Source organism: Synechococcus sp. NOUM97013 (genome assembly GCF_014279815.1).
Classification (GTDB): Bacteria; Cyanobacteriota; Cyanobacteriia; order PCC-6307; family Cyanobiaceae; genus Synechococcus_C.
Map to the genome: position 1 here is coordinate 2,195,970 of NZ_CP047941.1, position 23,367 is coordinate 2,219,336.

General features: G+C 54.4%; 23 protein-coding genes and 1 pseudogene. 11 read left to right on the forward strand and 13 right to left on the reverse strand.

Annotated features, from left to right (window positions below):
- Positions 1 to 4 precede the first annotated feature (4 nt).
- Together SynNOUM97013_RS11970 and SynNOUM97013_RS11975 are read left to right on the forward strand one after the other, a co-directional pair.
- The gene (locus SynNOUM97013_RS11970; RefSeq protein WP_255442788.1) at positions 5 to 1,234 is read left to right on the forward strand and encodes a CCA tRNA nucleotidyltransferase; all 1,230 of its coding nucleotides are present in this window, start codon (positions 5 to 7) and stop codon (positions 1,232 to 1,234) included.
- Positions 1,235 to 1,298: 64 nt separating this feature from the next.
- Positions 1,299 to 1,727 (forward strand): annotated as a pseudogene (locus SynNOUM97013_RS11975) (RNA recognition motif domain-containing protein).
- A gap of 70 nt (positions 1,728 to 1,797) precedes the next feature.
- On the opposite strand, the gene SynNOUM97013_RS11980 reads toward SynNOUM97013_RS11975, so the two are convergent.
- Together SynNOUM97013_RS11980 and SynNOUM97013_RS11985 are read right to left on the reverse strand one after the other, a co-directional pair.
- The gene (locus tag SynNOUM97013_RS11980; protein ID WP_186479974.1) at positions 1,798 to 1,977 is read right to left on the reverse strand and encodes a hypothetical protein; all 180 of its coding nucleotides are present in this window, start codon (positions 1,975 to 1,977) and stop codon (positions 1,798 to 1,800) included.
- Between the two features lie 35 nt (positions 1,978 to 2,012).
- Positions 2,013 to 2,531 carry a cyclic nucleotide-binding domain-containing protein gene (locus SynNOUM97013_RS11985; RefSeq protein WP_186479975.1) on the reverse strand — a complete coding sequence of 173 codons (519 nt, stop codon included), beginning with the start codon at positions 2,529 to 2,531 and terminating at the stop codon, positions 2,013 to 2,015.
- A gap of 77 nt (positions 2,532 to 2,608) precedes the next feature.
- Here SynNOUM97013_RS11985 and SynNOUM97013_RS11990 point away from each other — a divergent pair, with 77 nt between their 5' ends.
- From SynNOUM97013_RS11990 to SynNOUM97013_RS12010, 5 genes are read left to right on the forward strand one after another with little or no spacing between them, the layout of a single operon-like run.
- Positions 2,609 to 3,511 carry an HlyD family efflux transporter periplasmic adaptor subunit gene (locus SynNOUM97013_RS11990; RefSeq protein WP_186479976.1) on the forward strand — a complete coding sequence of 301 codons (903 nt, stop codon included), beginning with the start codon at positions 2,609 to 2,611 and terminating at the stop codon, positions 3,509 to 3,511.
- A complete protein-coding gene (gene devC / locus SynNOUM97013_RS11995) occupies positions 3,508 to 4,707 on the forward strand; it encodes an ABC transporter permease DevC (protein WP_186479977.1) in 1,200 nt (399 codons plus the stop codon). Before SynNOUM97013_RS11990 ends, devC begins: the two co-directional genes overlap by 4 nt.
- Positions 4,708 to 4,731: 24 nt before the next feature.
- Entirely contained in the window at positions 4,732 to 5,433 is a 702-nt protein-coding gene (locus SynNOUM97013_RS12000) for an ATP-binding cassette domain-containing protein (RefSeq protein ID WP_186479978.1), read from the forward strand.
- A gap of 11 nt (positions 5,434 to 5,444) precedes the next feature.
- Positions 5,445 to 6,425 carry an alpha/beta fold hydrolase gene (locus SynNOUM97013_RS12005; RefSeq protein ID WP_186479979.1) on the forward strand — a complete coding sequence of 327 codons (981 nt, stop codon included), beginning with the start codon at positions 5,445 to 5,447 and terminating at the stop codon, positions 6,423 to 6,425.
- On the forward strand, positions 6,422 to 7,624 hold the full coding sequence (locus SynNOUM97013_RS12010; protein WP_186479980.1) for an MFS transporter: 1,203 nt from the start codon (positions 6,422 to 6,424) through the stop codon (positions 7,622 to 7,624). Before SynNOUM97013_RS12005 ends, SynNOUM97013_RS12010 begins: the two co-directional genes overlap by 4 nt.
- Here the strand turns inward: SynNOUM97013_RS12010 and SynNOUM97013_RS12015 are convergent.
- From SynNOUM97013_RS12015 to pds, 10 genes are all read right to left on the reverse strand, one after another.
- On the reverse strand, positions 7,597 to 8,013 hold the full coding sequence (locus tag SynNOUM97013_RS12015) for a VOC family protein (RefSeq protein WP_186479981.1): 417 nt from the start codon (positions 8,011 to 8,013) through the stop codon (positions 7,597 to 7,599). The genes SynNOUM97013_RS12010 and SynNOUM97013_RS12015 overlap by 28 nt on opposite strands.
- 42 nt (positions 8,014 to 8,055) lie before the next feature.
- Positions 8,056 to 9,105 carry an aromatic ring-hydroxylating dioxygenase subunit alpha gene (locus SynNOUM97013_RS12020; protein WP_186479982.1) on the reverse strand — a complete coding sequence of 350 codons (1,050 nt, stop codon included), beginning with the start codon at positions 9,103 to 9,105 and terminating at the stop codon, positions 8,056 to 8,058.
- A 15-nt stretch (positions 9,106 to 9,120) separates the two neighbouring features.
- Positions 9,121 to 9,390 (reverse strand): hypothetical protein, encoded by a 270-nt coding sequence (locus SynNOUM97013_RS12025; protein WP_186479983.1) that lies wholly within the window; start codon positions 9,388 to 9,390, stop codon positions 9,121 to 9,123.
- A 5-nt stretch (positions 9,391 to 9,395) separates the two neighbouring features.
- Entirely contained in the window at positions 9,396 to 10,163 is a 768-nt protein-coding gene (locus SynNOUM97013_RS12030; RefSeq protein ID WP_186479984.1) for a MinD/ParA family protein, read from the reverse strand.
- Positions 10,164 to 10,263: 100 nt separating this feature from the next.
- A complete protein-coding gene (locus tag SynNOUM97013_RS12035) occupies positions 10,264 to 11,739 on the reverse strand; it encodes a TolC family protein (protein ID WP_186479985.1) in 1,476 nt (491 codons plus the stop codon).
- Between the two features lie 148 nt (positions 11,740 to 11,887).
- Positions 11,888 to 12,829 carry a phytoene synthase gene (locus SynNOUM97013_RS12040; protein ID WP_186481627.1) on the reverse strand — a complete coding sequence of 314 codons (942 nt, stop codon included), beginning with the start codon at positions 12,827 to 12,829 and terminating at the stop codon, positions 11,888 to 11,890.
- Positions 12,830 to 12,831: 2 nt separating this feature from the next.
- Positions 12,832 to 13,866: a response regulator gene (locus SynNOUM97013_RS12045; protein WP_186479986.1), complete on the reverse strand. Its 1,035-nt coding sequence runs from the start codon at positions 13,864 to 13,866 to the stop codon at positions 12,832 to 12,834.
- Positions 13,866 to 14,237: a response regulator gene (locus SynNOUM97013_RS12050; RefSeq protein WP_186479987.1), complete on the reverse strand. Its 372-nt coding sequence runs from the start codon at positions 14,235 to 14,237 to the stop codon at positions 13,866 to 13,868. Before SynNOUM97013_RS12050 ends, SynNOUM97013_RS12045 begins: the two co-directional genes overlap by 1 nt.
- A gap of 5 nt (positions 14,238 to 14,242) precedes the next feature.
- Positions 14,243 to 16,867, reverse strand: a complete 2,625-nt coding sequence (locus tag SynNOUM97013_RS12055; protein WP_186479988.1) for an ATP-binding protein — start codon at positions 16,865 to 16,867, stop codon at positions 14,243 to 14,245.
- Positions 16,868 to 16,895: 28 nt separating this feature from the next.
- Positions 16,896 to 18,317, reverse strand: coding sequence for a 15-cis-phytoene desaturase (pds, locus tag SynNOUM97013_RS12060; RefSeq protein ID WP_186479989.1), 1,422 nt, complete (start codon positions 18,315 to 18,317; stop codon positions 16,896 to 16,898).
- Positions 18,318 to 18,426: 109 nt separating this feature from the next.
- On the opposite strand from pds, the gene SynNOUM97013_RS12065 reads away from it, so the two are divergent.
- Complete coding sequence (locus SynNOUM97013_RS12065) at positions 18,427 to 18,774, forward strand: NAD(P)H-quinone oxidoreductase subunit M (RefSeq protein WP_186479990.1); 348 nt, start codon at positions 18,427 to 18,429, stop codon at positions 18,772 to 18,774.
- Positions 18,771 to 19,394 carry a DUF3172 domain-containing protein gene (locus SynNOUM97013_RS12070; protein ID WP_186479991.1) on the forward strand — a complete coding sequence of 208 codons (624 nt, stop codon included), beginning with the start codon at positions 18,771 to 18,773 and terminating at the stop codon, positions 19,392 to 19,394. Before SynNOUM97013_RS12065 ends, SynNOUM97013_RS12070 begins: the two co-directional genes overlap by 4 nt.
- Here SynNOUM97013_RS12070 and SynNOUM97013_RS12075 read toward each other — a convergent pair.
- Entirely contained in the window at positions 19,385 to 20,386 is a 1,002-nt protein-coding gene (locus tag SynNOUM97013_RS12075) for a LysR family transcriptional regulator (protein ID WP_186479992.1), read from the reverse strand. The two genes, SynNOUM97013_RS12070 and SynNOUM97013_RS12075, sit on opposite strands and share 10 nt — an antisense overlap.
- Before the next feature lie 133 nt (positions 20,387 to 20,519).
- Here SynNOUM97013_RS12075 and SynNOUM97013_RS12080 point away from each other — a divergent pair, with 133 nt between their 5' ends.
- Both SynNOUM97013_RS12080 and SynNOUM97013_RS12085 read left to right on the forward strand, forming a co-directional pair.
- The gene (locus SynNOUM97013_RS12080) at positions 20,520 to 21,221 is read left to right on the forward strand and encodes an NnrU family protein (RefSeq protein WP_186481628.1); all 702 of its coding nucleotides are present in this window, start codon (positions 20,520 to 20,522) and stop codon (positions 21,219 to 21,221) included.
- Between the two features lie 34 nt (positions 21,222 to 21,255).
- Positions 21,256 to 23,268 (forward strand): NAD(P)H-quinone oxidoreductase subunit 5, encoded by a 2,013-nt coding sequence (locus tag SynNOUM97013_RS12085; protein ID WP_186479993.1) that lies wholly within the window; start codon positions 21,256 to 21,258, stop codon positions 23,266 to 23,268.
- The last annotated feature ends 99 nt before the right edge of the window (positions 23,269 to 23,367 follow it).

A 23,367-nucleotide genomic window follows, 5' to 3' on the forward strand; every position in this document is an offset into this window, starting at 1 on the left:
CGAGATGGCTGCTCAGCTCTGGCGCAGTCTCCAACCGGAACGCTGGCCGCTGAGCATTGACCAGCTCCCAGCTGGCGCGGTTCTGGTGGGTGGCGCGGTGCGTGACGGGCTGCTCGGACGACTTCCCGAGACTCCAGATCTTGATTTCATAGTTCCTGGACAGGCTCTCGCCAGTGCGCGCCGGCTGGCTCGGAAGCATGAAGGCGCCTGTGTCGTGCTGGATGCCGAGCGAGACATGGCTCGCATCGCCCTGAAGGGGTGGACCATCGACCTGGCCAAGCAAGACGGTGCAACGCTGAACGAGGATCTGCACCGACGCGATTTCCGCCTCAACGCCATCGGTCTCAAGCTGGACGGCACGACCCCGCGTCTGCTGGATCCCACAGGCGGACTGATGGATCTGCGCGAGGGAAGGATCGCTGCAGTGCGAGAAAAAAACCTTCAAGACGACCCCCTGAGACTGCTGCGAGGGGTGCGGCTGATGGCGGAACTCGGCATGAGCATCGACGCAATGACGCTGGAAATGATTCAGCGGAACCGGGAGTTGCTCAGACGTGCAGCCCCGGAACGAATTCAGGCCGAAGTGCTCCGATTGGTGGCCGCACCCGCCGCAGCTCGCGCGATCCAAACAACAAGGGAGATGGACCTGTTACAGCCCTGGAGCACGCAAAACAACACGGCGTTCTCCCCGTGGTCACCAGCGATTAACGAGGCTTGTGCACTGCTGACAACTGACGAACGTGCTCAAGCCCTTCCTCTGGCTCGACTCACGGCGCTGCTGAGCGACACTGGACTCAAGCAGCTCCGATGCAGCCGTCAACAGATGCATCGTTGTGCACGGCTTCGCCATTGGTGGATGCAGACGCTTGGGGACGAGCCCTGCATCCATCCCGACCAGCTGGCGGAACAGGATCGACTCGCGCTTCATCAGGACCTTGAAAACGATCTCCCCGCCTTCATTCTCGCCTTACCCGAATCAGAGCAAACGCACTGGTTGAAGCGGTGGAGAAACCCTCAGGATCCGCTGTTCCATCCACGACCACCCTTGGATGGCAACAGCCTCCAACAAAACCTTAAAGTGCATCCAGGCCCGACTCTGGGCGCGCTGATCAGACACCTGACTCTTGAGCGCGCGTATGGTCGTCTCACCAACCGCGAGCAGGCGCTCCAAGCAGCGCGATCCTGGCTGTCCCATCACCCGGTTTCGACCGCCCCGAATGGGTCCTGTGATTAACTGCCCTTGCAGCGACGACAACAATCGGCCTGACACGCAGTCTTTCTTTTTCCTTCCCCGTTTCATGAGCGTGCGTCTTTACATCGGCAATTTGCCGCAGAATTTTTAGAGCAAAGAGCTTGAAGCTCAGCTCGCCAGCGTCGGGGAGGGAATTCGCTTCAAGGCTGTTCTCGACCGCGAAACAGGTGCCTGTCGCGGGTTCGGCTTCGCCAACATCGACGACGAGAAAGTCGCAGATGCCGTGATTGAGCAGTTCAACGGCAAAGACTTCGGAGGCAATGCTCTTCGTGTCGAGCGTTCTGAGCGACGCGACAACAATGCTGGCGGGGGTCGCCGCGGTCAGAACAATGGTCATGCACCGGGCTCCGCACGCAAAGCTGTGAACAAGGTTGTTCACAGCGATGCCAAAGCCGAAGAAGCCCCCGATCCACGCTGGGCCGGGGAACTCTCCAAGCTCAAAGATCTCCTCGCCAACCAAAAGACTGCTGTCTGATCAGCCGATCAGCCAATGCATTAAAAAAGCAGGTCCTCACTGACCTGCTTTTTTTGTGTTGTTGTAGAGCTCAAGGAAGCAGAGCAGCGATACCGATCACGCCAACAAAAATCCCAAGAAATAAAAACCCCATTTTGGTCATCTTGGATTCATGGTCATCGACACCCTCTTCGACGGCTTCTTGCAGGTCTGATCGGAACTCATCGATCGCTTTCGCTTTTTCGGCATCGCTGGGGATCTGACGAGGCATCGGTTCGATTACGAAGGACAGGTGTTGAAGGCCAATCAGGCGCGATGGAAGAACCAATAAGACGCGCCGGCCAAAAGCACAAGCAGAATAATCGGCACAGCGATTGCAGCCATTCCGTTGTGGCTCTTCACGACACGCGATTCATGGGCCACCACAGCGTCGCGAATACTGACGTGCATCTCCTCACGGAGTCGCTCCAGATCAGAATCCAAGGAGGCGTCGTCGTAGAGAGACCGCAGGTGCTCAAAGGTGGATTTACCCAGCATCAGGCTTTTCTCTGGCTTGATGTAAAGGATCTCCATGAGCTCCTCTCTTGGAATCTCGACAAGCTGACAAGCCTTCGCGGCACGCGCGCTTGCGATTCGAGGACGGCTGTCGATGATTTCAACCTCGCCGAACACGTGACCGGGACCATGGGTGGAGTCGACGCCCTCGCCTGTCTCGGGGTACTGCGTGGTCATCTCGATCATGCCCGATTTCACGAGATAGATGGAACCACTGGCCTCTTCCGAGCGGTAGATGTAATCGCCTTTATCAACAGCGAACTTGCGCATTTTCGGGGACCAAAGCGGCGTCCATCTTATCCAGAGATGGCTTAAAATGCTGCGCCAAACCCGAATTAGGATCGACGATGGCGAGCCAGGCCAAAAATCGCCACGCACTCCGTAAGGGTCTCATCATCGCTGGAGTGGTTGCTGCTGGAGCCATTGGCTGGAGCGCGCTGAAACCAAAGCCCAGCCCTCCTCCTGTTGCCAGCCAACCCAAGCAGGTCACAGCGCTTGGCCGCCTCACGCCTGAGGGAAGCCTTGTCCCTCTGTCTATCCCCGCGGGGACCGCTGGAGGAAATGAAATCGTTGAGCGCTGGTTTGCAGGCGAAGGCGACACGATCACCAAAGGTCAAGTGCTCGTTCGACTGAGCAGCTACGACGAATTGCAATCGGCCCTTGTTCAAGCTGAATCCAAGTTGAAATCAACCGGTGCACTGCTGCCCTTTTTGAAAGTCAGCCAGAACCGTGGCAAGGAACTTTTCCAGGATGGCGCCATTTCCGAGGAAGAACTGGCAAAAACAACCGCCAGCATCCTGGAACGTCAAGCCGACGTCGCAGCAGCGAAAGCTTCTGTCGAGCAAGCACGCAGTCAACTGGCATCGGCTGAGGTTCGCTCTCCGCTCGACGGACGGCTGATCAGGATCTACAGCTGGCCCGGAATGAAGCAGACCGATGAAGGTTTGGCTGTTATCGGCCGCACTGAATCAATGCAGGTCTGGGCGCAGGTCTTTCAGACCGATGTGAATCGCCTGCGAATCGGTCAATCAGCAATTGTCAAAGCGGAAACTGGAGGCTTCGAAGGAGAAGTGCAGGCGACACTGAAATCCATTATCGGCAAGGTCTCCCAGAGAGACTTGTTTGCCGTAGCAGCCAACAACGACGTGAATGCTCGCGTCATTTTGGTGAAACTGGATATCGACCCTGAATTCCAGCAAGAGCTCTCGAAGCTGAGCGGCTTGAACGTCATCGTTCGCTTCAAACCATGAGCCAAATCTCATCTTGGGTCCACAGACTGAATCTCAACGACCTGCCTCTTGCCTGGTTGCAGCTCAAGCGACAACCGGTGCGCTACCTGGTTGCCGTCACCGGCATCGGATTTGCCGCTCTGTTGATGTACATGCAGTTGGGCTTTCAATCAGGCCTGCTGAAGAGCGCTACCAAGTTCTACAACGCACTTGAAACAGATCTAGTGCTGATCAGCCCTGCAACTGTGAACAGCGGCAGCTATCAGCAGTTCCCTCAATCACAGCTATTTCAAGCCCTGGGCGTGGAAGGAATTCGTGAAACAATTCCTCTTTATATCGCCAACATCAACGCACAACAACTTAACGGAATTAAACCAACATCCCTGAGGATGATTGGATACGACCCGGATCTCAAGGTTCTTGATGTTCCCGCTATCAACGAACAAAGCAATGAATTAAAAACTCCCGGCTTCGTTCTATTCGACACGCTTGGGTCAAGGATCAAAACCGGCCCGGTCGGACAAACCTTCAAAGCTGATGGTCCGCTGGACATGATCTCGTCAGACTTTGAAAAGACATTTAGAATCAAAGGGCTATTTGCACTTGGATCAACCTTCGTCGCCGACAGCAATTTGATTGGCAGCGAGGCAACAGCACTCCAGCTGGCATCAAGACAAATCAATCTGGGAGAAATTTCTCTCGGCCTGATCCGAGTCGACAAGCCTTCCAATATTCCAAGAGTTCAAAATGATCTTCGCACTCTCTATGGAGATGAAATTCAGGTTTTAACGAAACCAGAATTGATCAAACAAGAGAGAAACTATTGGAACAATGTTTCCTCTTTCGGAGTCATCTTTGGTTTTGGAACAATCATGGGATTGCTCGTGGGCGGCGTTGTGGTTTACCAGGTTCTGTACACCGACGTCAGCGATCATCTCAAAGAATACGCAACCTTGAAAGCGATGGGTTTTTCAAGCGAATTCATCCTCATCGTGGTGATCCAAGAAGCAGTTCTTTTGGGAGTTTCAGCATTTATCCCTGCAACCCTTGTCAGTGCGGTCCTTTATGCAGGCTTGAGTGCTGTGTCAGGCATTGAATTGCAAATGTCCCCTGACAAATCGCTTCTTGTCGGGGCTTTAACCATCAGCACCTGCGCCATTGCCTCTGCGATCGCAATTCGCAAGCTCAGTGATGCCGATCCCGCATCCGTCTTCTAACGCCATATGCACGACGACATCACGATGAAACCTGTCATCAGCACCCAAAACCTTTGCCACAGCTACGGGAAAGGGGAGCTAAGAACTGAAATTCTGCACAATCTGAATTTTGATGTGTACAGCGGCGAAATCACACTGCTTGTAGGTCCTTCGGGCAGTGGCAAGAGCACGCTTTTGACGCTCCTTGGGGCCTTGCGATCCGTCGAAGAAGGATCCATTCAGGTTCTCAACCAAGAACTCAATGGAGCCAGTGAAAACGTGCTGATGAAGACCCGACGCCGCATCGGGTTTATTTTTCAAAGCCACAACCTGGTGTCGTCGCTGACGGTTCTGCAGAATGTGCAAATTCTGCTTCAGCTCACCGAAACCAATCCGCAGAAACGTCGCGATAAAGCCTGTGAATTACTTGAAGCTGTCGGACTCAGCCATCGACTCAATCACTACCCAGAAGAGCTTTCCGGTGGTCAGCGTCAGCGCGTCGCAATTGCCCGGGCTCTAGCTCCAGAGCCGGAGCTCATTCTCGCTGATGAGCCCACAGCATCCCTGGACAGTCGTTCAGGTCAGGACGTGGTTGAACTGCTCGGCAAGCTTGCACGCGATCGAGGCAGTGCAGTGCTTCTCGTCACCCACGATCTGCGTCTTTTGAAAGATGCTGATCGCATCTGGGCCATTGAAGACGGCCGCATCAATCCCTGGGACGAATCCAAAAACAGCACGACCCACTAATTCGCGATCTCATGTCATCTCAGGTCACAACATCCCTTTCAGCATCATCCATTTACCCTCAGGAATGGCTGGGTGAGTGGAACTGGGGCGATCACAAGATCAGCATCGCCAGAACCTCAAACACCACCAATACCCAGACCGTCGTTCTGATCCATGGCTTTGGGGCTTGCAAGGAGCACTGGCGCCACAACGTTTCGGCACTGACCGCACAGTTCAATGTGGCAGCGGTCGATCTTCTGGGATTTGGTTCAAGCGACAAGCCTCAATCAAGACTTGCATCCGAGCCTGAAGAGGAACACAGCACGCTCTATTGCATCGACTTATGGGCGCAGCAGGTGGTGAGCTTTCTCGATGCCTACAAACTTCAACATGTGCAGCTTGTGGGCAACTCCATCGGTGGAGTCGTCGCACTGCGAGCAGCTGAAATACTTGAGACCCGATCCACACCTGCCAAAGGTGTTGTTCTGATCGACTGCGCCCAACGCGCCATCGACGACAAGCGTGTTTCAGAACAACCGCCGTTCCGTGCACTGGGCAGACCGTTACTCAAACAACTGGTCAGACAACGCTGGATCACCGGTCCCCTGTTTCGCAGCCTCGCGCGACCATCCATCATCCGCAAAGTTCTCAAACTCGCTTACCCCAGCGGAGCTGGCGTTGATGACCAACTGGTATCGGTGCTCCATCGAGCCACCACAGATCCGGGAGCGCTGGAATCATTCCGCGGCTTCATCAACCTGTTCCAGGACCACCTTGCACCAGAACTCCTGGAGCGGCTCACGACACCTGTGAGGGTCATCTGGGGAGAAGCGGATCCCTGGGAACCGGTGGAACAGGCGCAACGATGGACGGCATTCGAGAGTGTCTGTGAACTGAGAACAGTTCCTGGCCTGGGCCACTGCCCCCACGATGAAGCCCCAGACCAGATCAACCCGATCCTGCTCGACATGCTCTGCAACGCAATCAGCGACAGCACAGGAAAAGCCGAATGAACAAGCGCATCCTGCTCATTCTTTGCCTGGTGGTGGCCGTCGATTCCGCCAGCTTCGGCCTGCTCCTCCCAGTGGTTCCGTTCTTCGTGAATCAGCTGACGGGATCCTTCAATGCCATCGCGGTCACCAGTGTGACGGCGATCTATTCCGGCCTGCAGTTTTTAGGGGCCCCCGTAATTGGCCGGCTCTCGGACCGCTGGGGGCGTCGCGGGATCCTCACGATGGCCGTGGGCATCAGTGCCCTCGCTCTCATCGGCCAGGGGCTGTCCACTTCACTGACAATGTTGCTGCTGTTTTCAGCACTGAATGGCGCCTCATCAGGAGTCTTTGCGATCTCACAAGCGATGGTGGCCGACGCCGTTGAAGACCGAGACCAACGAACGGTGGGGTTCGGAGCCATTGGGGCTGCACTTGGACTGGGATTCATCATTGGACCAGGGCTTGGAGGTGCTCTCGGGGCATTGAATCCGCGCTATCCATTTGTGGTGGCGGCAGCCTTCTGCGTCATCAACGTGATCCTGATCCGCCTTCACCTTCCAGAATCACGCCAACAGAAATCTCCGTCAGATCTTGATCAGCAGCGCCAACCGAATCCATTACTGAAGGCGGGATCGGGCCGACTGCGCAAACTCATCTCCATTTATTTCCTCTTCTATCTGGGCTTCAGCGCATTCTCGGGAATCTTCGTGCTCGCAGCGAAGGATCGCTTCAACTGGGGCCCCCAACCCACGTCCCTGGTTTTGGTGTACGTCGGCGTGGTCGCTGTGATCGTTCAAGGAGCACTGCTACCGAAACTGCTGAAGCGATTGCGACCTGATCGCCTCTCGATGATCGGCCTCACACTTGTTGCCATCGCCATGTTTGGCGTCTCAAAGATCGAACAGGGCAGCAGTCTTTACATCACCCAACTGCTCTTTGCAGGTGGTGTCGGCCTGAGCACGCCAGGCCTTCGCTCAGCGATGTCGCTGTGCGTCTCAGAAGATCAACAGGGTGTACTGGGTGGGCTCACCCAATCTGTGGTGAGCCTGACATCCCTTATCGGACCTCTACTTGCCGGACAGATGTTCGAAAGGGCTGGCTACAGCGCAACATTTCAAGTCCAGGCCTACTTGGTGATTGGAGCCATCGCACTGCTCATCTCGATGCCGAGGATGCCGGCACAAACGACGCCTCAGGATGTGAAAACACCCTCGGCGTAACCAATCAGTTCGATTTGATGCCCATCTGGATCTGAGATAAACAGGGCGCGACAGCGAGGCCCATAGTCGAATCCCGTCACCAAAAGGCCACGATCCTCCAGTGCTTGTTGAACGATGGCCATCGCTTCATAAGTGACTCGGAAGGCAACATGTCGCATGGCGACAGTGCTGTGATCTGGAACAGACTTCAGCGGAACTGAATCAGAAGGAAATAAGTTCAGATAATTCCCTTCAGCCACACGAAGGAGATAAGGAGGTCCTTGCTTGAGACCTTCCATCGATGCAGGCTTGAATCCAAGAACGTCCTGATACCACTGCATCGATCGGTCAGGATCACTGACCGTGAGAGCAACATGATCAAGAGCTTCAATCGGGAGAAGAGTTGTCATTGACTTACGTGAATTGATAGAGAAAAACCAGCCGATTCAACCTCAGATCAGCAGACCGTCATTGCGCTTTTGGCGGAGCATGCGGCGAAGAGCCAAGGTCGACACATCACTGGCCACCAAGAGATTACCATGACCATCAAGATCAGGCATTGCTGGAGTCAGCGTTTCAACAGTGCGTTGATCCTCGGCCATGAATCGATCCACACGTCCTCGAGCGTTGCCATCAGCGAGTGGACTGCGCAGGAACGAACGGAAGTGACGCCATAAATTTCGAGTGGTGCCGTCATCCATGGGCACATGGGCGGTCATCAGCGAAATCTGGAAATCACCAAAGACAACCCGCACCAACGACACATTGGCCAACCAGAGCTGGATGTGCTGTTCACCAGCATCATCGGACTCCTGATCAACGTCTTTGTCATCGGCCTGGTTGAACCAGGCACGCAGACCACGCCCTTGGTCGGCACGGTAGTGACGATCGCGAGGTGCAATCACGCGTTCGTAGACGCTGTCATCGCGACACCACTGATCCACTGGCATCAACTGATCAGGGGCCATCGCACCAAAACTACCGCTGTGAACAAATGGAGCATGGGTCAGATCCATAAATGCTTCCAGCACACGCAACCAATGGGCTTGCCAGACAACGGTTCCTTCTAGAGAGCGCCAGCCACTGTCATCCGACTCTGGAATGGGGCCAACATCAGGCAAAGCAGGCAAGTCATCGGGAGCAGATTGTCCCTTTGGATCCCACCAGATCCAGATGTATCCATACTGCTCAAGACAGGGCAGCCCACCCAATGTGGCGCGACGTGGAATCGGATTGTTGTCGCCCTGCGCTGGAATCTTGACGCAGGCGCCGTCTGACTGGAAACACCAACCGTGGTAAGGGCATGCCAGACCCTCATCACCGACATTGCCCGCACTGAGGCTGGCTCCCTTGTGAGGACACCGATCAGGAACAACCGAAACTGTCCCGTCGAGGGATCGCCAGATCGCAAAAACCTCTCCATGGAAGTTGAGTTTCTGGACGCTGCCTTCAGAGACTGCCGAAGAGAGCTCAACGGCGTACCAGGTACGAATCAGCTGCATGAAAACGTTGATGGATCAGGGACCGAGATGCGTCTTCCAAAGGTCTGCGTCCTGGGACTGCATAAACCAACGCCGCTCACGCAAAGCGCAGAGAAGTTCGGAAGCGGATTCGCTCTCTAAGTCGAAGCCCCAATCACTGTCAAGACAGGTTCGCAACCCATCTGTACTGAGACCACGCCGAAGACCTTTCTTCAACAGGCGTCGGAGCGGAGCAGGCTCAAGCTCCACCATCAGCGCCATGGTGAGAGGCGTCCGTGGGAGTGCTTCCAAATCCAGTTGATCCACAGTGATCAATCGCCGGAAGACTCGAGCAGGACAGTCGCCAGGTCACGAACCGCATCTGACCACGCATGATTAGGAAATTCAAGAACGGCCAAACCACCGCTTGCCAACGTCAAAAGATCTTCACTGAGCGGAAGTATTGCCCCAATGGAAACCTCATAACTTTCCTGCATTCGTAGACGCACCTCATCTCGACTGAATTGACTGGGAAGTTTATTCATCACAAGTTGAATATTCATCACGTCAAGACGTTGAGCCACCTCAATAGCGACTGCAGTTCCCAGATAATCCTGACTATCTGGGCGCATCACCATGATGAGATGGTCAGCGATTGCAGCAGAAAGCAACGTTTCTTCATTAATCCCTGGGTGGGTATCCACCAGAACAAAATCAAGCTTTAAATCATCAGCGATGGCGAACATCGCATCATTCAGCTTTTCAACCTGATAGCCCTCACGAAGGAGTCGAGCAATTCGATCACTATCAAGAGAAGCAGGCAACAGAAAGATGTGACCCTTGGAAGACCTGACCGGGTCAGGTGTCACCTCATGCACACAATCGCGGATCTGCACATCCTCCTGTAAATAATCGTTCAGACACCGATCACCCTCAGAGAGAGAAAAATCAAACAGAACATGGATGCCTGGGGATGCCAGATCAGTGTCGAGAATGGCAACACGCTTACCCTGGAGCGCTAACGCTGTCGACAGGTTGGCCGTCAGGTTTGATTTACCGGTACCGCCACGGAACGAATGAACTGCAATGATCTGCGTCATGGTCAATCCGCCCTGAGGACGCAATGGGGAAAGAATTGGGTTTTACGTTACCTCGATATCAGCCCAGGAACCGCTTTGAACCTGGGTCTTGCAATTAGATTTAGTTCTCAGAATCAGACTGAGCCCTCTGGAGCACGGAACTCAAACCGACTGCAGAGAGTGGATCACCAACCTGAGCAAGCAAGTCAGGGTCATCTTGGTAGGACAAGCCGCTGGCACGTGCCAAGTTGACCAAAGCAAGGTTGTAATCAGCCAGTTGCTCGATGTAGGAACTCACAGCTTCCGTGAGATCCTGCTGTGATTGAACAACATCAGTGATCGTGCCATAGCCAGCATTGAATCTCTGGGACTGCAACTTGAGGGCTGACGAAGCAGCTTGCACTCGCCCCGAGGCGACAAGGACCGCTTCACGCCCATCGGTGGACTGTGCGAAATATTCGCGGACTTCCTCAATGACTGAATTGGTCGACTGACGAGCTGCCAGCTGTGCAGCAGCAGCACGCTTTCTCGCAGCCGCAGCATCCATCCGGGCACGGCCACCATCAAACCCAGTTAATTTGATCTGCAACACAGATTCCGAATTCCACAGATCACTACGACCAGTATCAACAATATAAGGTTCACCGCTATTTGGATAGCCTAAGTTTTTCGTCCAATAAAGTGAATTAACGAGCTCAATCGTTGGCCTGTAAATAGCCAGATCGATTTCCGCCTGTAGCTCGTTCTGCTTCATACGAGAAAGGTTTTTGACAATAACCTGTCGATATTCAAGTGCAGAGTCGATGGTTTCCTGCAATGAAGAAGACCACGAACCCAAGGGACTCAATGCCTCACTGGGCTTGATCTCCATCGAGCGAGGGTCATTCAGCAGTTGAGCCAACTGCGCTTGCGCGACCAATGAATCACGTTTCGCGTTAACGAGATTCACTTCATCCGTACGGAGCACAGTGATCTGCTTGGCAACATCAAGCTGAGAAGCCACACCAAGACGCTTTCTCGAATCTGCCAATTGCAGAAGCAGTCGATCATTCTCCACCAACTGACGACCAGTCACAATCGAAGCCAACGTGCGCTGAAGCTTGACGTAGGCTTGACGCGTCATCAAGGAGTAATCTCGACGGGAAATGATGTAGTCACTACCCGCTTCCTTGACCTGATATTTACCCTTCCATATCTGAGGACCTCGGGCAGGATCATAAAGCTTCCAATTCACATCGAGTGTTTGCACACCTTGCAAATAACTACTTGTGTAATTGCGAGCAAACAAATAGGAAGGCAATCCACTCACCGACGCGCCATCCGTATAGTCTTTATAAATTGACGTATCAACACCACTATTGGCGCCAGCATAGTTGTAGTAAGAATTCTGATTGTAATTACCAAAATTAAAATCTAGGCTGACCGTTGGCCACCATGTTGCGTAGTCCGAGCCGAGATCATCCTGGCTTGCACGGAATGCTTGATATTTTTCCTGAATGACGGGGTTGCGCTCTTGGGCCAGCTGGACAGCAGTGTCCATATCAAGGCGCTGTAGCGTCACGGGTGGGATCGGTGGCACAGGAGGTGCTTCGCCCACAGGCCATGACAACGAAACCGCCTCAATCTGTAGTGCATCAGGGGGTTCTGGCTCCTCCGCAACTACTGGCAATGGAGCCAGAGCCGCAAGCAATGAAATCAGGGAAAGTGCAAAAGAAGAGCGAGAGCAGTTCAGGAAAGACAAAGCACTATTGGGATTGAGACAACAGGAAGGAAAAGGGCAAGTCAATCAACTTCCTGTACTTGGGTACATAAGCACGATGGTTGAAGACGTCATATTGATTTTGCTCAATCCTGGACAAAATACCGCGATAGAGGCGAAGGGACGTCCAGACAGGCCAGCGTGCATCCGGAGCCAGGAAACGCACTCCCTCCTCTGATTGACGGAACCACTGACGCGCTCGATCGATCTGAAACGCCATCAATCGCTTCCACGAATCGTTGACGACACCCTCAAACAATTGCTCTTCCGTATAATCAAATCGATGGAGATCCTCTAAAGGGAGATAAATGCGGCCACGATGACGATCCTCACCGACATCCCTGAGGATATTGGTGAGTTGATTTGCGATACCCAAGGCAACCGCTGCACCTGAAGTATTGGCACCCGTACTCCATGGTGCTGAAGTGTAACCAGGGTCAACACCCATCACACGTTCAGACATCAGTCCGACAGTGCCTGCAACGCGATAGCAGTACAACTTGAGCTCTTCAAATGTAGAATAACGTGTCCAAGTGAGGTCCATTCTCATGCCCTCAATCATGTCGAGATAAGGCTGCAGAGGCTGATCAAAACGCTGAATCGTGTCGACCATAACTTGATCTAACCAATTCACTGCATGACCATCAAAGACAGACCGCGTATGACATTCCCACTGGTCTAAAAGGTTTAACAACACCTCCCGAGGCTTGCTCAATGCCTCAGGACTGTCCATGATTTCGTCCGTGCGACGACACCAGACGTAAATTGCCCAAATCGCCCGCCGTTTTTCGGGTGGCATGAGCATGGTGCCAAGGTAAAAGGTCTTCGCCCATTCCTCGGTTTCACAACGACAACGCTCATAGGCCTCATCCAATGGGATGAGGCCGTTTTCGGCCACCACCATCGAGACAGATGAAGCCGAGACCATGGTCAAGCCCCCCTCTGATGACGCCGCTGACGCATCAGACGTGCACGCTCGGAAAGCGTCTTAAAAGCAGGATCGTTGGTGATGGCTTTGACCTGTGTCGCAACGGTTTGGCGGCTGATTTTAACCTCTAGCTTCTTGATTGTCTCATGCAATGCGGAGTCTTTCTCCAGCAGGAGCGAAGACATCGATGCAAAATGCTGACGCAGCCTTTCAAGTGTGACTTCGTTGTCCTCAGAGGACGAAAGCTCTGACGCGAGTTTCTGAGCCGCAATCAACTGCGCCCTGATGGTCGCCTGAGTTGCCTTCAAGTGTTCGTAGAGAGCCAGATCTTCGTCATACCTAAATTTCTTGTCAAGCGAAGTACCAACTCGCGCACGCAAAAGTGTGAGATTACAAGGCTTGGGCAAATAATCCTCAGCACCATATTCAACGCATTCCACAACAACATTGATATCTTCTAAGCCAGAAATCATGATGACTGGAATCTGAGCAGTGGCAGCGGCTCCTTTAAGCAAACGCAGCACTTCACTACCATCAATACCAGGCATTTGAATATCGAGCAAAATCAAGTCAAAGGGTTGACTTGCAGCTTTATCAAGCGCAACTTCCCCACTTTCAGCAGTGGACACAATATGACCATCTCTGGAGAGAGTTTGAACAAGTAAATCACGATTATAAGGATCATCATCCACAACAAGAATGCGACCTTTGCGAAATTGCTGCTTGGGCTTCCGCTCATCATGCAAACGACGCGATGATTCTGTTTTCAACTGAATCACTGAGCCAGAGGAATCACGCGTCGCGTGATGACGCTCGCTCTGCAGTTCAGATTCCGTCAATCGACTACGAATCATCTCAAGCAAAACACGTGCTGATGTTCCGATCTTCGCCAGATCATCTGGATCGATTGCTTCACCAGCTTCGAGCTCTTCGGTTAAAAGCTCGCTGTAACCAACGATCTGGTTAATCGGGTTATAGAGATCATGACGGAGCAGCTTGTACTCGAGATTCTCCTTGGAGCTTGGATCAACAGCCATCAGACATTACCTCCGAGCAGTGTTTGGATCTTTTCGAGAAGGCGTGACAAGTCAATCGGCTTCGTATCGAAATCGTCACAGCCTGCATCAAGACAACGCTTGCGATCTTCAGCCATTGCATGGGCAGTCAAGGCAATGACAGGGATAGCCTTGGTTGCGTCATCTGACTTGATCGCGCGCGTGGCGTCATATCCATCGATCACGGGCAAGCCAATATCCATCAACACCAGGTCAGGCATAAGTGCTTTCGCTTTCTCGACCGCTTCCTGACCATCGAACGCGAATTGCACCTCAAAGCCCTTACGACTGAGCCTCCGCGACAACATATCGCGATTCAATTCATTATCCTCAACAAGAAGAATCGTCGTCATAGTTCCTAGGTCTCCTCCAGAGAGAGTGCCATCAATTCCTCAATTGAGGCAAGCATCACATCGACATTTGCGCCACTGACGGTCAGCCAACGAGACCCAACCGCTTCGAGTCGCTGCAAGGTGTCAGCGTCAAGTGAATTATCCGAGATTGCCACAAGAGGTAGAGCCTTGGGGTCAAATTCGACACGAATCGATTCAATGGATTGCATCGCCTTCGTTGCATCGCCAGAGAGATCCACAATGAGTAGGTGAGGAGAATCATCAGAGATTTCAGCCAGCAAGTGTTCTCCAGACGAATAGGAGCGAAGATTCCAGTGATGATCCTTGAGCATTCCTTCCACCAAACCCTTGAGACGAGGCGACCCATCCAGAAGTGCAACATCTGTCTGCGTGGCGTGGTCGTAATCCGAACGAATCCTTTGAAGGATGTGGTTTAAACGAGACCAATCAATGGGATGCTGCAAAGCTCCCGCTGCGCCCAACATCACGGAAAGCTCTTTGGCGTCATCACGACTCACAACAATGACGGGCAATGTCTTCAGTTTTTCATCGGCGCGAATTTTGGCAAGCATGTCCCAGCCGCTGAGCTGAGAAGAATGAATATCAACAATCAGAACATCCGGATCAGAAGATTTGGCTTGTTCAAGGCCAGCCTCACTATTTGGAGCACTCAAGACATCGAATGAAGCTTTAAGAAGGAAATGCTTGATCATCTCCAAGGAATGATCATCATCATCAACCACCAAGACACGCCCGCGCCGATCAACGACTTGCATCTCCACCCCATCATGATCAGAGGCATCAGCATTGAGCTGCGCTGATGACTCGGCGGCTGGGTAACGGGGGATTTTCATCGTGAACGTGCTTCCCTTGCCAAGAGCACTTTCAACCGTGATATCTCCACCCATCAAGCGACTCAACCTGCGACTTAACGACAGTCCAAGTCCGGTGCCCCCATAGCGACGCGTAGTGCTGGCATCTGCTTGACTGAAGTCCTTGAAAAGCTTCTCCAACTGGTCTTCAGACATTCCGATCCCAGTGTCGGAAACTCTGAAACAGACCCAGGGAATGTCTTGCGAATCACGTTCAACCTGAGCGGAAAGCCTGACAGTACCGTTTTCAGTAAACTTACATGCATTGCCGATCAAATTAATCAGAGCTTGCCTAATTTTTGTTGTATCTGAACGAACAAGATCGTCAGCATAGGTTGGCGTCTCGCAAATAAATTGATTGTTGTTTTTTTGCGCTAAAGGAGCAGCAGTAGCGCTGACCTCCTCAAATAAATCTCGCAAAGAAACATTTTCAACATATAGAGTCATCTTTCCAGCCTCGATCTTTGATAGATCAAGCACACCATTGATAAGACCAAGCAAATGCTTGCCAGATGAGAGTATTTTCTCCAAATCAACGACAAAATCTTCTGGTTCTAGATCCTCAGAATCTTCAATCAGCATCTCGCTATATCCGATAATGGCATTCATCGGAGTTCTGAGCTCATGACTCATATTGGCCAAAAATTCACTTTTCGCCTGACTGGCAAGAAAAGCAGTTTTCTTAGCTTTGTGCGCACGTTCGCTCTGCTCCTCAGCCGAAACTCGAAGCCTTTCAGCTTCGAGCAAAGAACGTTTCAATTGGCGCTCAAGCAAGAGCGTAAGAACCATGACCGAAAGCAGAACGAGCACAATCGGCAACATGGACTCGGTCACACTTCGAGCCGTTCGAGCATTGATCTCCGAGATGCTTGCGGCAACATAAATTTTATAGTTCCAAGGCTCAAACTGAAATGAGCTGATTCTGTAATCACCAGCTTTGACACCCTGAATAGAAGACTGACCAGTATCGACTTCAATGGAATCCACGATCGCTTGAGAAGCATCAATTGATCGGCCCTCCGTGACATACAAAAGCTTGCCCCTGTTATCAGCTAGTGCAAGAAAACCGGAATCACCAACCTTCGAGGACTGGATAATTCTGCCAATTCCGCTCAGCTCGCGAACCGGATAACCGACAGCAATCGCACCAACAATACGACCGTCAAACTCTTTAACAGGAACCGCTTTAGCGATATAAAGCTCACCCAGAAAATCTCCAGCACCAAAAAATGTTTTGCCTTGAAGCAATTGATTTGAAACCACACCTTGAGGGTCAAGCAATGACCCCTCCATCGACGCTCCGGACTCGGTTTTTAACGTTGTTGCAACACGAACGAAACCAGTATTATTCAACGCGAAAAGCGTGGCTTCCGCGCCCATATCTTTCTTCAGAATATCAAGAAAGACATCGATTTTTTTTCGACTCTCATCATCCCAATCGCCAAAGAAACGAAGCATTGACTTTCTCTCTTCAACACTTAATCGCCTCGACGAAGCCGTGTCTCCAGAAATAGCCAAAAAGGCAAGGTTTAAATCCGCAGACGTCTGCCTTTGATAGTCACTATCGATTAAGTCCAATTGTGCATCGATAGCGCTAACCAACTGCTCAGTACGTTCGTCGAAATATTCAGCGATACGACCTCGCAAACGCACAAACGTGAAGGCAACGGATCCTGCGATTAGAGACGACACCACCAACAGCCACGCGCGGGACAGCCGGCGAACCCGATCTGAACGAGATTCAGCCGGGCCGAGCAAGCGTCGTCGTAGTTGCCTAAGCATGGACTCAAGCAGTGACGGCCTGAGGTCGATCCGTCTTGGCACTGTTGGGAACCAACGGTGAAGTATCAACAGCGTTGGCACAGAGCTTGCCGCTCAGAACAGCACCCTCCATCGAGGCGAGATAGCGCTGCATCGTGTAATCGCCCGCGAGGAAGAAGTTTTTGATCGGAGTGGTTTGATCCGGGCGCAGCTGCTGGCAACCGGGAGTTGTTTTGTAAACGGACAACGGCGTCTTCACGACCTTGTATTTGCGCAGCATGGCGGGGTTGTCGCCACCGAAGTGCATCGGGAACAGCTTTTTGAGCTCACCCATGGTGGCCTCGATGATCTCCTCATCGGGACGGCCGATCCAGTCTTTGGCAGGAGCGAACACCAGCTCAAGCATCGACTTGTCGGGGTCTTCGTACTCCTTGCAGGTGATGCTCATGTCGGCGTAGACGCTCAGCAGAGGGGAGCGGCTGAACAACAGGTGGTCGATGTCAGTGAGCTTGCGGTCAAACCAGAGGTGGAGGTTGATCACGGGAACACCGCGCAGCCCGTCCAACTTCTTAAACACCGGCATCTGCTTCCAGGGCTCCGGCAACAGCAGCTTGAAGGGATCCACAGGCAGAGCACTCACGTAGGCATCAGCTGTGAGATCGAAGCTCTCCTTGCCCTTCACGCCACCGATGTGGAAGGCCGCCACCGAACCATCGGCATTGAGCTTGATCTCCCGCAGCGGACTGTCGAGATGCACCTCGCCGCCGAGGCTCTCGACGTAATCAACCACCGGCTGGCACAGACGCTCCGGCGGTGCACCGTCCAGGAAGGCCATCTTGGAGCCGTTCTTCTCCTGCAGGAAACGATTGAGCGCCGTGAGCACCACGGTGGCGGAGATTTCATCGGGATCGATGAAATTCAGGGCCTTGCTCATCGCCAAGAACACCTCATCGTTAACCCGCTCTGGGATGTTGTGGACCCGCAGCCACTCGGTCCAGGAGTATTTGTCACACTCTTCGACGTATCCCTGACCCCGGAGCATCGCAGGGACAAGGCCCAAACCAAAGCTGATTTTCTCAGGCCAGCTCAGCATGTCGTTATTGCCGAGGATCGCGGCCACACCATTCACAGGTGCTGGCAGATCAGGAAAATCAAAGCGGCTGTAAGTGCCTGGTTCGTCCTGCTGGTTGAAGATCATCGAATGGCTCTTCCACTGCAGACGGTCTTCGATGTTCAGCTCCTTGAACAGCTGCAACATGTTCGGGTAAGCCCCGAAGAAGATGTGCAGGCCGGTTTCGTACCAGTCGCCGTCCTCGTCTTTCCAGGCCGCCACCTTGCCGCCGAGCACATCACGGGCTTCCACCACGATGGGGGTATGACCAGCATCCGCCAGGTACTTGGCGCAGGACAGACCTGCCAAACCGGCTCCCGCGATGGCAACGCGCATGGCTTCTCATTACAAGTTGAAAACAACCTTAAAAGGAGGACTCTCCTCTTCGCTTCCTAAAGTCGCTACCAATCCGCCTGCGCGGTGGCACCACCGCTCCATTTGATCCATGGCCGAGACCCTGCTGAAAAGCACAACCCGCCACGTGCGTCTGTTCACAGCTCGCGTCGAAGCCGGAGATCTGGTGGCCGATCCCAGCCAGCTAACCCTCGACCTGGACCCGGACAACGAATTCCTGTGGCCTGACAGCAGCGTGGAAAGCGTGCAACAACGCTTTCGGGATCTGGTGAAGAGCTACGAGGGTCAGCCCCTCAGCGACTACAACCTGCGCCGGATCGGCACGGAACTGGAGGGATACATCCGCGAACTACTTCAGGCAGGGCAGCTCAGTTACAACCCTGATTGTCGGGTTCTCAACTACTCCATGGGTCTCCCCCGCACCCCCGAACTGCTGTGAGCCGATCCCCCTACGACCGATCTCGTCCCGGTTACGACCGACGGATGGATGACCGACGTCGCGATGAACCCCGTCGGGATGAACGCCGCGACCGAGGTGGTTACGGGGGGCCGCCACCGCCAAAAAACGGCGGCATCAGCCTCAACACCGGCACGATCGCTGTTCTGGCGGGTGTCTTGATCGTTGGTATCGGCATCGGCAGCGCGGTAACCAGCACCACCCAGGGCGATCAGGGCAACATCGCCAGCGCCCAACAGCTGGACATGGCCGTGCCGGATCCTGAGTTTTGCCAGCAGTGGGGAGCGAGTGCCTTCGTGATGGATATCGAGATGTACACCACGCTGAATCCCTCCACCAGCTTCGTCACCCAGCCAACCCTGCAACCAGGCTGTGTGATCCGCCGCGAGAACTGGGCAGTGCTTCGGAAAGAGGGGGCGATCACCTCCGCACAGGAGCGTGATTGCAAGCAACGGATGAACACCTTTGCCTACATCGGTTCTGTCCGCGACAAACCCGTGGTGCGCTGCGTCTACCAGACCGATATCAGCCAGAACAAGTTCCTCACCCGCGGTGTCGCTGACGACACAGTGGGCATCACACCAGAAGCCGATCAGTTCTGATCCTCGATCAACTCGTCCTCAGGCTCCTCATGAGGGGTGATCGCCGAACGTCCTTGGCGGAGCGGGCTGTCGGCACTGGCAAACACGGGGAGCACATCCCTTCGGAAGGCTTCGGCAGCACGGGAGCAGTAACGGGAAGGATTGGTGATCAGCTTGAGCTGACGCCGGACCTGTAGATCCACCACATTGGGTCGATGCAGCGTTCCGGCGGTGAGCTCCCGCTCAATGGACACCACCGGCAAGAAGGCCGCACCGAGGCCGGCCTGTACTGCATTCTTGATCGCCTCAAAAGAATTGAGCTCCATCTCGATGCGGAGACGCTGCACATCCAGACCGGATCGTCCGAGCAACTGATCCACCATCTTTCGGGTAGTGGATTGAGCATCCAAACTCACAAATCCGAGCCGATAGAGATCGTCCTTGCTGAGCTCCACTAGACGGGCGAGGGGATGCTTGACGGGAAGCACGAGAGCCAGCTCATCGCTTGCATAGGGCAAGACCTGCAGCAGTTCATTGAGCTCAGCCGGCAATTCACCGCCGATGATCGCCAGATCAATCTGACCGTTGGCCACGCTCCAGCCGGTGCGACGGGTGCTGTGCACATGCAGTTGCACTGCCACATCCGGATATTTCTGGCGGAACAGGCCAATCATCCGGGGCATCAGATACGTGCCTGTGGTCTGACTGGCGCCAACGAGAAGTGAACCGCCTTTGAGGTCATGAAGGTCATCCAGCGCCCTGCATGCTTCATGGCACTGGCTGAGGATGCGATCGCAGTAACTCAGGAGAAGGTGACCGGCTTCAGTGAGCTGAGCCTTGCGTCCACCCCGATCGAAGAGCGCTACCTCAAGCTGCTTCTCGAGGTTCTGAATCTGCAGACTCACCGCAGGCTGCGTGACGTAAAGGCTGTCAGCAGCTTTCTTGAAACTGCCCTCACTGACGATCGCCCGGAGGATGCGCAGCTGATCCAGGGTGAAGGGCAGATCGGCCATGGAGAGCTGCCTGGCAAACAGCAGAAGCTCAAAAACTGTAGGTGGCTTCCTGCCGGTCAAACGCCAGAATCACGGCTCCCGCAGCATCTCGTTGGCTGACGCAACAGCAGGTCTTCACCACAGCAGCCTGGTGATGTTCATGCTTCTGCTCATCTTCGCTGTGATTCACAGCGGAGGTGCCGCGCTGCGCAGTCGCGCGGAAGCGCGCATCGGTGCCAGGGCATGGCGACTGGTGTTTGCAGCGCTGAGCATTCCATCCGCTGTTGTGGTGATCGGGTATTTCCTTGCCCACCGCTACGACGGAATCCGCCTCTGGAACCTTCAGGGACTCCCCGGCATGGTGCCCCTGATCTGGGTCGTGACGGCCATCAGCTTCCTGTTCCTGTATCCAGCCACTTACAACCTGCTGGAAATTCCGGCAGTGCTCAAGCCGCAAGTGCGCCTCTATGCCACAGGGATCATCAGAATCAGTCGTCACCCGCAAGCCGTCGGGCAGATCCTGTGGTGCCTCAGCCATGCCCTATGGATCGGCAGCAGTTTCATGCTGGTGACCTGCGCTGGTCTGATCGGACATCATCTTTTCGCGGTATGGCATGGCGATCGCCGGCTGAAGCAACGTTTCGGCGATGCCTTCGACAAGCTCAAAGACGAAACCTCCGTGGTTCCTTTCGCTGCCGTCATCGAAGGTCGGCAGCAGATCATCTGGACCGAGCTGCTGCGCCCAGCCCAGTTGGGCATCGCCATCGCCGTGGGGGTGTTCTGGTGGGCTCACCGCTACATCCCCATCGGTGGAATGGCATTTCTTCACTCCAGGCTCGGAGAGCTGTTGAACTGAGCTGCCTACACTCGCTACAACCTGATTTGTCTGGATGCCCTCGGCTGCCGACTCCGCCTGGTTGATTCCAGTTCTGCCTCTGTTCGGGGCGTTGATCTCCGGCCTCGGCCTGATCAGCTTCAACCGAACCATCAACCGATTGCGCAAACCGGTTGCGCTGCTCCTGATCAGCTGCGTTGGAGCCGCTGCTGTGATCAGTTACGCCGTTCTGTTCGAACAGCTGGGAGGAGCCCCTCCTGTTGAGCATTTGTTCGTGTGGGCCAGTGCCGGAGACTTCACCCTGCCGATGGGGTACGTGGTTGATCCCCTCGCCGCCGTGATGCTGGCGCTGGTCACCACCGTGGCGCTGCTGGTGATGATCTATTCCCACGGCTATATGGCGCACGACAAGAGCTATGTGCGGTTTTTCACCTATCTGGCCATCTTCAGCAGTTCGATGCTGGGCCTCGTGGTGAGCCCGAACCTGCTCGAGATCTACGTGTTCTGGGAACTGGTCGGCATGTCGTCGTACCTGCTAGTGGGGTTCTGGTACGACCGGGATGGAGCGGCCCATGCCGCCCAGAAAGCCTTTGTGGTGAACCGTGTGGGCGATTTCGGTCTACTCCTGGGCATTCTCGGCTTGTTCTGGGCGACCGGCAGCTTCGGATTCCAGGGCATTGCCGATGGTCTTTCAGCCGCTGTGACCAGCGGCGTGGTGCCGGGTTGGGCAGCGCTGGCGCTCTGCCTCTTCGTGTTCATGGGCCCGATGGCGAAGTCCGCTCAGTTCCCGCTGCACGTTTGGCTGCCGGACGCGATGGAGGGTCCAACACCGATTTCAGCCCTGATCCATGCGGCCACCATGGTGGCCGCGGGTGTCTTTCTCGTCGCGCGCCTCGAACCCCTTTACAGCCAGTTCCCCAGCGTCGGCGTGTTCATTGCCGTCACCGGGACGATCACTTGCTTCCTGGGAGCCTCCATCGCCCTCACCCAGATGGATCTCAAGAAGGGGCTGGCCTACAGCACCGTTTCACAGCTGGGCTACATGATGTTGGCCATGGGCTGCGGAGCTCCCGTTGCTGGCATGTTCCACCTGGTGACCCATGCCTTCTTCAAGGCCATGCTCTTCCTTGGATCCGGTTCCGTGATTCACGCGATGGAGGACGTGGTGGGGCATGAACCTGTGCTGGCGCAGGACATGCGCCTGATGGGCGGCTTGCGCAAGAAGATGCCGATTACGGCGATCACCTTTCTGATCGGTTGCATTGCCATCAGTGGAATCCCTCCCCTGGCTGGCTTCTGGAGCAAGGACGAAATCCTCGGACAAGCCTTCCAAACCTTCCCTTTGCTCTGGGTTGTTGGCTTCCTGACGGCGGGCATGACGGCCTTTTACATGTTCCGGCTTTACTTCCTCACTTTCGAAGGTGAGTTCCGTGGCAACGATGAGGCCATGCAGGCCAAGCTCATGGCTGCAGCTGGCAAGAGCGTTGATGAGGAGCATGCGCATCACGCCGGAAGCCTGCATGAATCGCCCTGGTCGATGACGCTGCCTCTGGTGGTGCTCGCCGTTCCATCTGTTCTGATCGGCCTTCTGGGAACACCCTGGAATAGCCGTTTTGCCAGTTTGCTCAATCCCGAGGAAGCCATGGAGATGGCGGAACACTTCAGCTGGGGTGAATTTCTGCCCCTGGCCGGAGCCTCCGTCGCCATTTCAGCCGCTGGCATCTCGGTGGCCGTGCTGGCCTATGCCCTGCGTCGCATCGACCTAGGCGAGTTGGTGGCTGCTCGCTTCCCCAGCGTGAATGCCTTCCTGGCCAACAAGTGGTATCTCGATGCCATCAACGAGAAGTTGTTTGTACGAGGCAGCCGCAAAATTGCTCGCGAGGTGCTGGAAGTGGACGCCAAGGTCGTCGATGGTGTGGTCAATCTCACCGGCCTGCTCACCCTTGGCAGTGGTGAAGGACTCAAGTATTTCGAGACCGGCCGCGCGCAGTTCTACGCCTTGATCGTGTTCGGCGGCGTCATCGCTTTGGTGGTGCTGTTCGGTGTCCTCGGCGGTCCGATCAGCTAGGCAGGGCCGCTCCGGTTTGCCGGTGTGTGTGTCAACGCCTATCGACTGGATGCCACCACAGCCAGGATTTCTACACTCCAGGCAGTGGTGAAAGGCCTG

Bases quoted from the DNA above. Each gene is read 5' to 3' on its own strand.
- SynNOUM97013_RS12015 (WP_186479981.1), bottom strand. From the start codon at position 8,013: ATGACAACTCTTCTCCCGATTGAAGCTCTTGATCATGTTGCTCTCACG.
- SynNOUM97013_RS11990 (WP_186479976.1), top strand. From the start codon at position 2,609: ATGGCGAGCCAGGCCAAAAATCGCCACGCACTCCGTAAGGGTCTCATC.
- SynNOUM97013_RS12005 (WP_186479979.1), top strand. From the start codon at position 5,445: ATGTCATCTCAGGTCACAACATCCCTTTCAGCATCATCCATTTACCCT.
- SynNOUM97013_RS12075 (WP_186479992.1), bottom strand. From the start codon at position 20,386: ATGGCCGATCTGCCCTTCACCCTGGATCAGCTGCGCATCCTCCGGGCG.
- SynNOUM97013_RS11985 (WP_186479975.1), bottom strand. From the start codon at position 2,531: ATGCGCAAGTTCGCTGTTGATAAAGGCGATTACATCTACCGCTCGGAA.
- SynNOUM97013_RS12050 (WP_186479987.1), bottom strand. From the start codon at position 14,237: ATGACGACGATTCTTCTTGTTGAGGATAATGAATTGAATCGCGATATG.
- SynNOUM97013_RS12030 (WP_186479984.1), bottom strand. From the start codon at position 10,163: ATGACGCAGATCATTGCAGTTCATTCGTTCCGTGGCGGTACCGGTAAA.
- SynNOUM97013_RS12085 (WP_186479993.1), top strand. From the start codon at position 21,256: ATGCCCTCGGCTGCCGACTCCGCCTGGTTGATTCCAGTTCTGCCTCTG.
- SynNOUM97013_RS12020 (WP_186479982.1), bottom strand. From the start codon at position 9,105: ATGCAGCTGATTCGTACCTGGTACGCCGTTGAGCTCTCTTCGGCAGTC.
- SynNOUM97013_RS12065 (WP_186479990.1), top strand. From the start codon at position 18,427: ATGGCCGAGACCCTGCTGAAAAGCACAACCCGCCACGTGCGTCTGTTC.
- SynNOUM97013_RS12010 (WP_186479980.1), top strand. From the start codon at position 6,422: ATGAACAAGCGCATCCTGCTCATTCTTTGCCTGGTGGTGGCCGTCGAT.
- SynNOUM97013_RS12000 (WP_186479978.1), top strand. From the start codon at position 4,732: ATGAAACCTGTCATCAGCACCCAAAACCTTTGCCACAGCTACGGGAAA.
- SynNOUM97013_RS11970 (WP_255442788.1), top strand. From the start codon at position 5: ATGGCTGCTCAGCTCTGGCGCAGTCTCCAACCGGAACGCTGGCCGCTG.
- SynNOUM97013_RS12080 (WP_186481628.1), top strand. From the start codon at position 20,520: ATGTTCATGCTTCTGCTCATCTTCGCTGTGATTCACAGCGGAGGTGCC.
- pds (WP_186479989.1), bottom strand. From the start codon at position 18,317: ATGCGCGTTGCCATCGCGGGAGCCGGTTTGGCAGGTCTGTCCTGCGCC.
- SynNOUM97013_RS12045 (WP_186479986.1), bottom strand. From the start codon at position 13,866: ATGGCTGTTGATCCAAGCTCCAAGGAGAATCTCGAGTACAAGCTGCTC.
- SynNOUM97013_RS11980 (WP_186479974.1), bottom strand. From the start codon at position 1,977: ATGCCTCGTCAGATCCCCAGCGATGCCGAAAAAGCGAAAGCGATCGAT.
- SynNOUM97013_RS12040 (WP_186481627.1), bottom strand. From the start codon at position 12,829: ATGGTCTCGGCTTCATCTGTCTCGATGGTGGTGGCCGAAAACGGCCTC.
- devC (WP_186479977.1), top strand. From the start codon at position 3,508: ATGAGCCAAATCTCATCTTGGGTCCACAGACTGAATCTCAACGACCTG.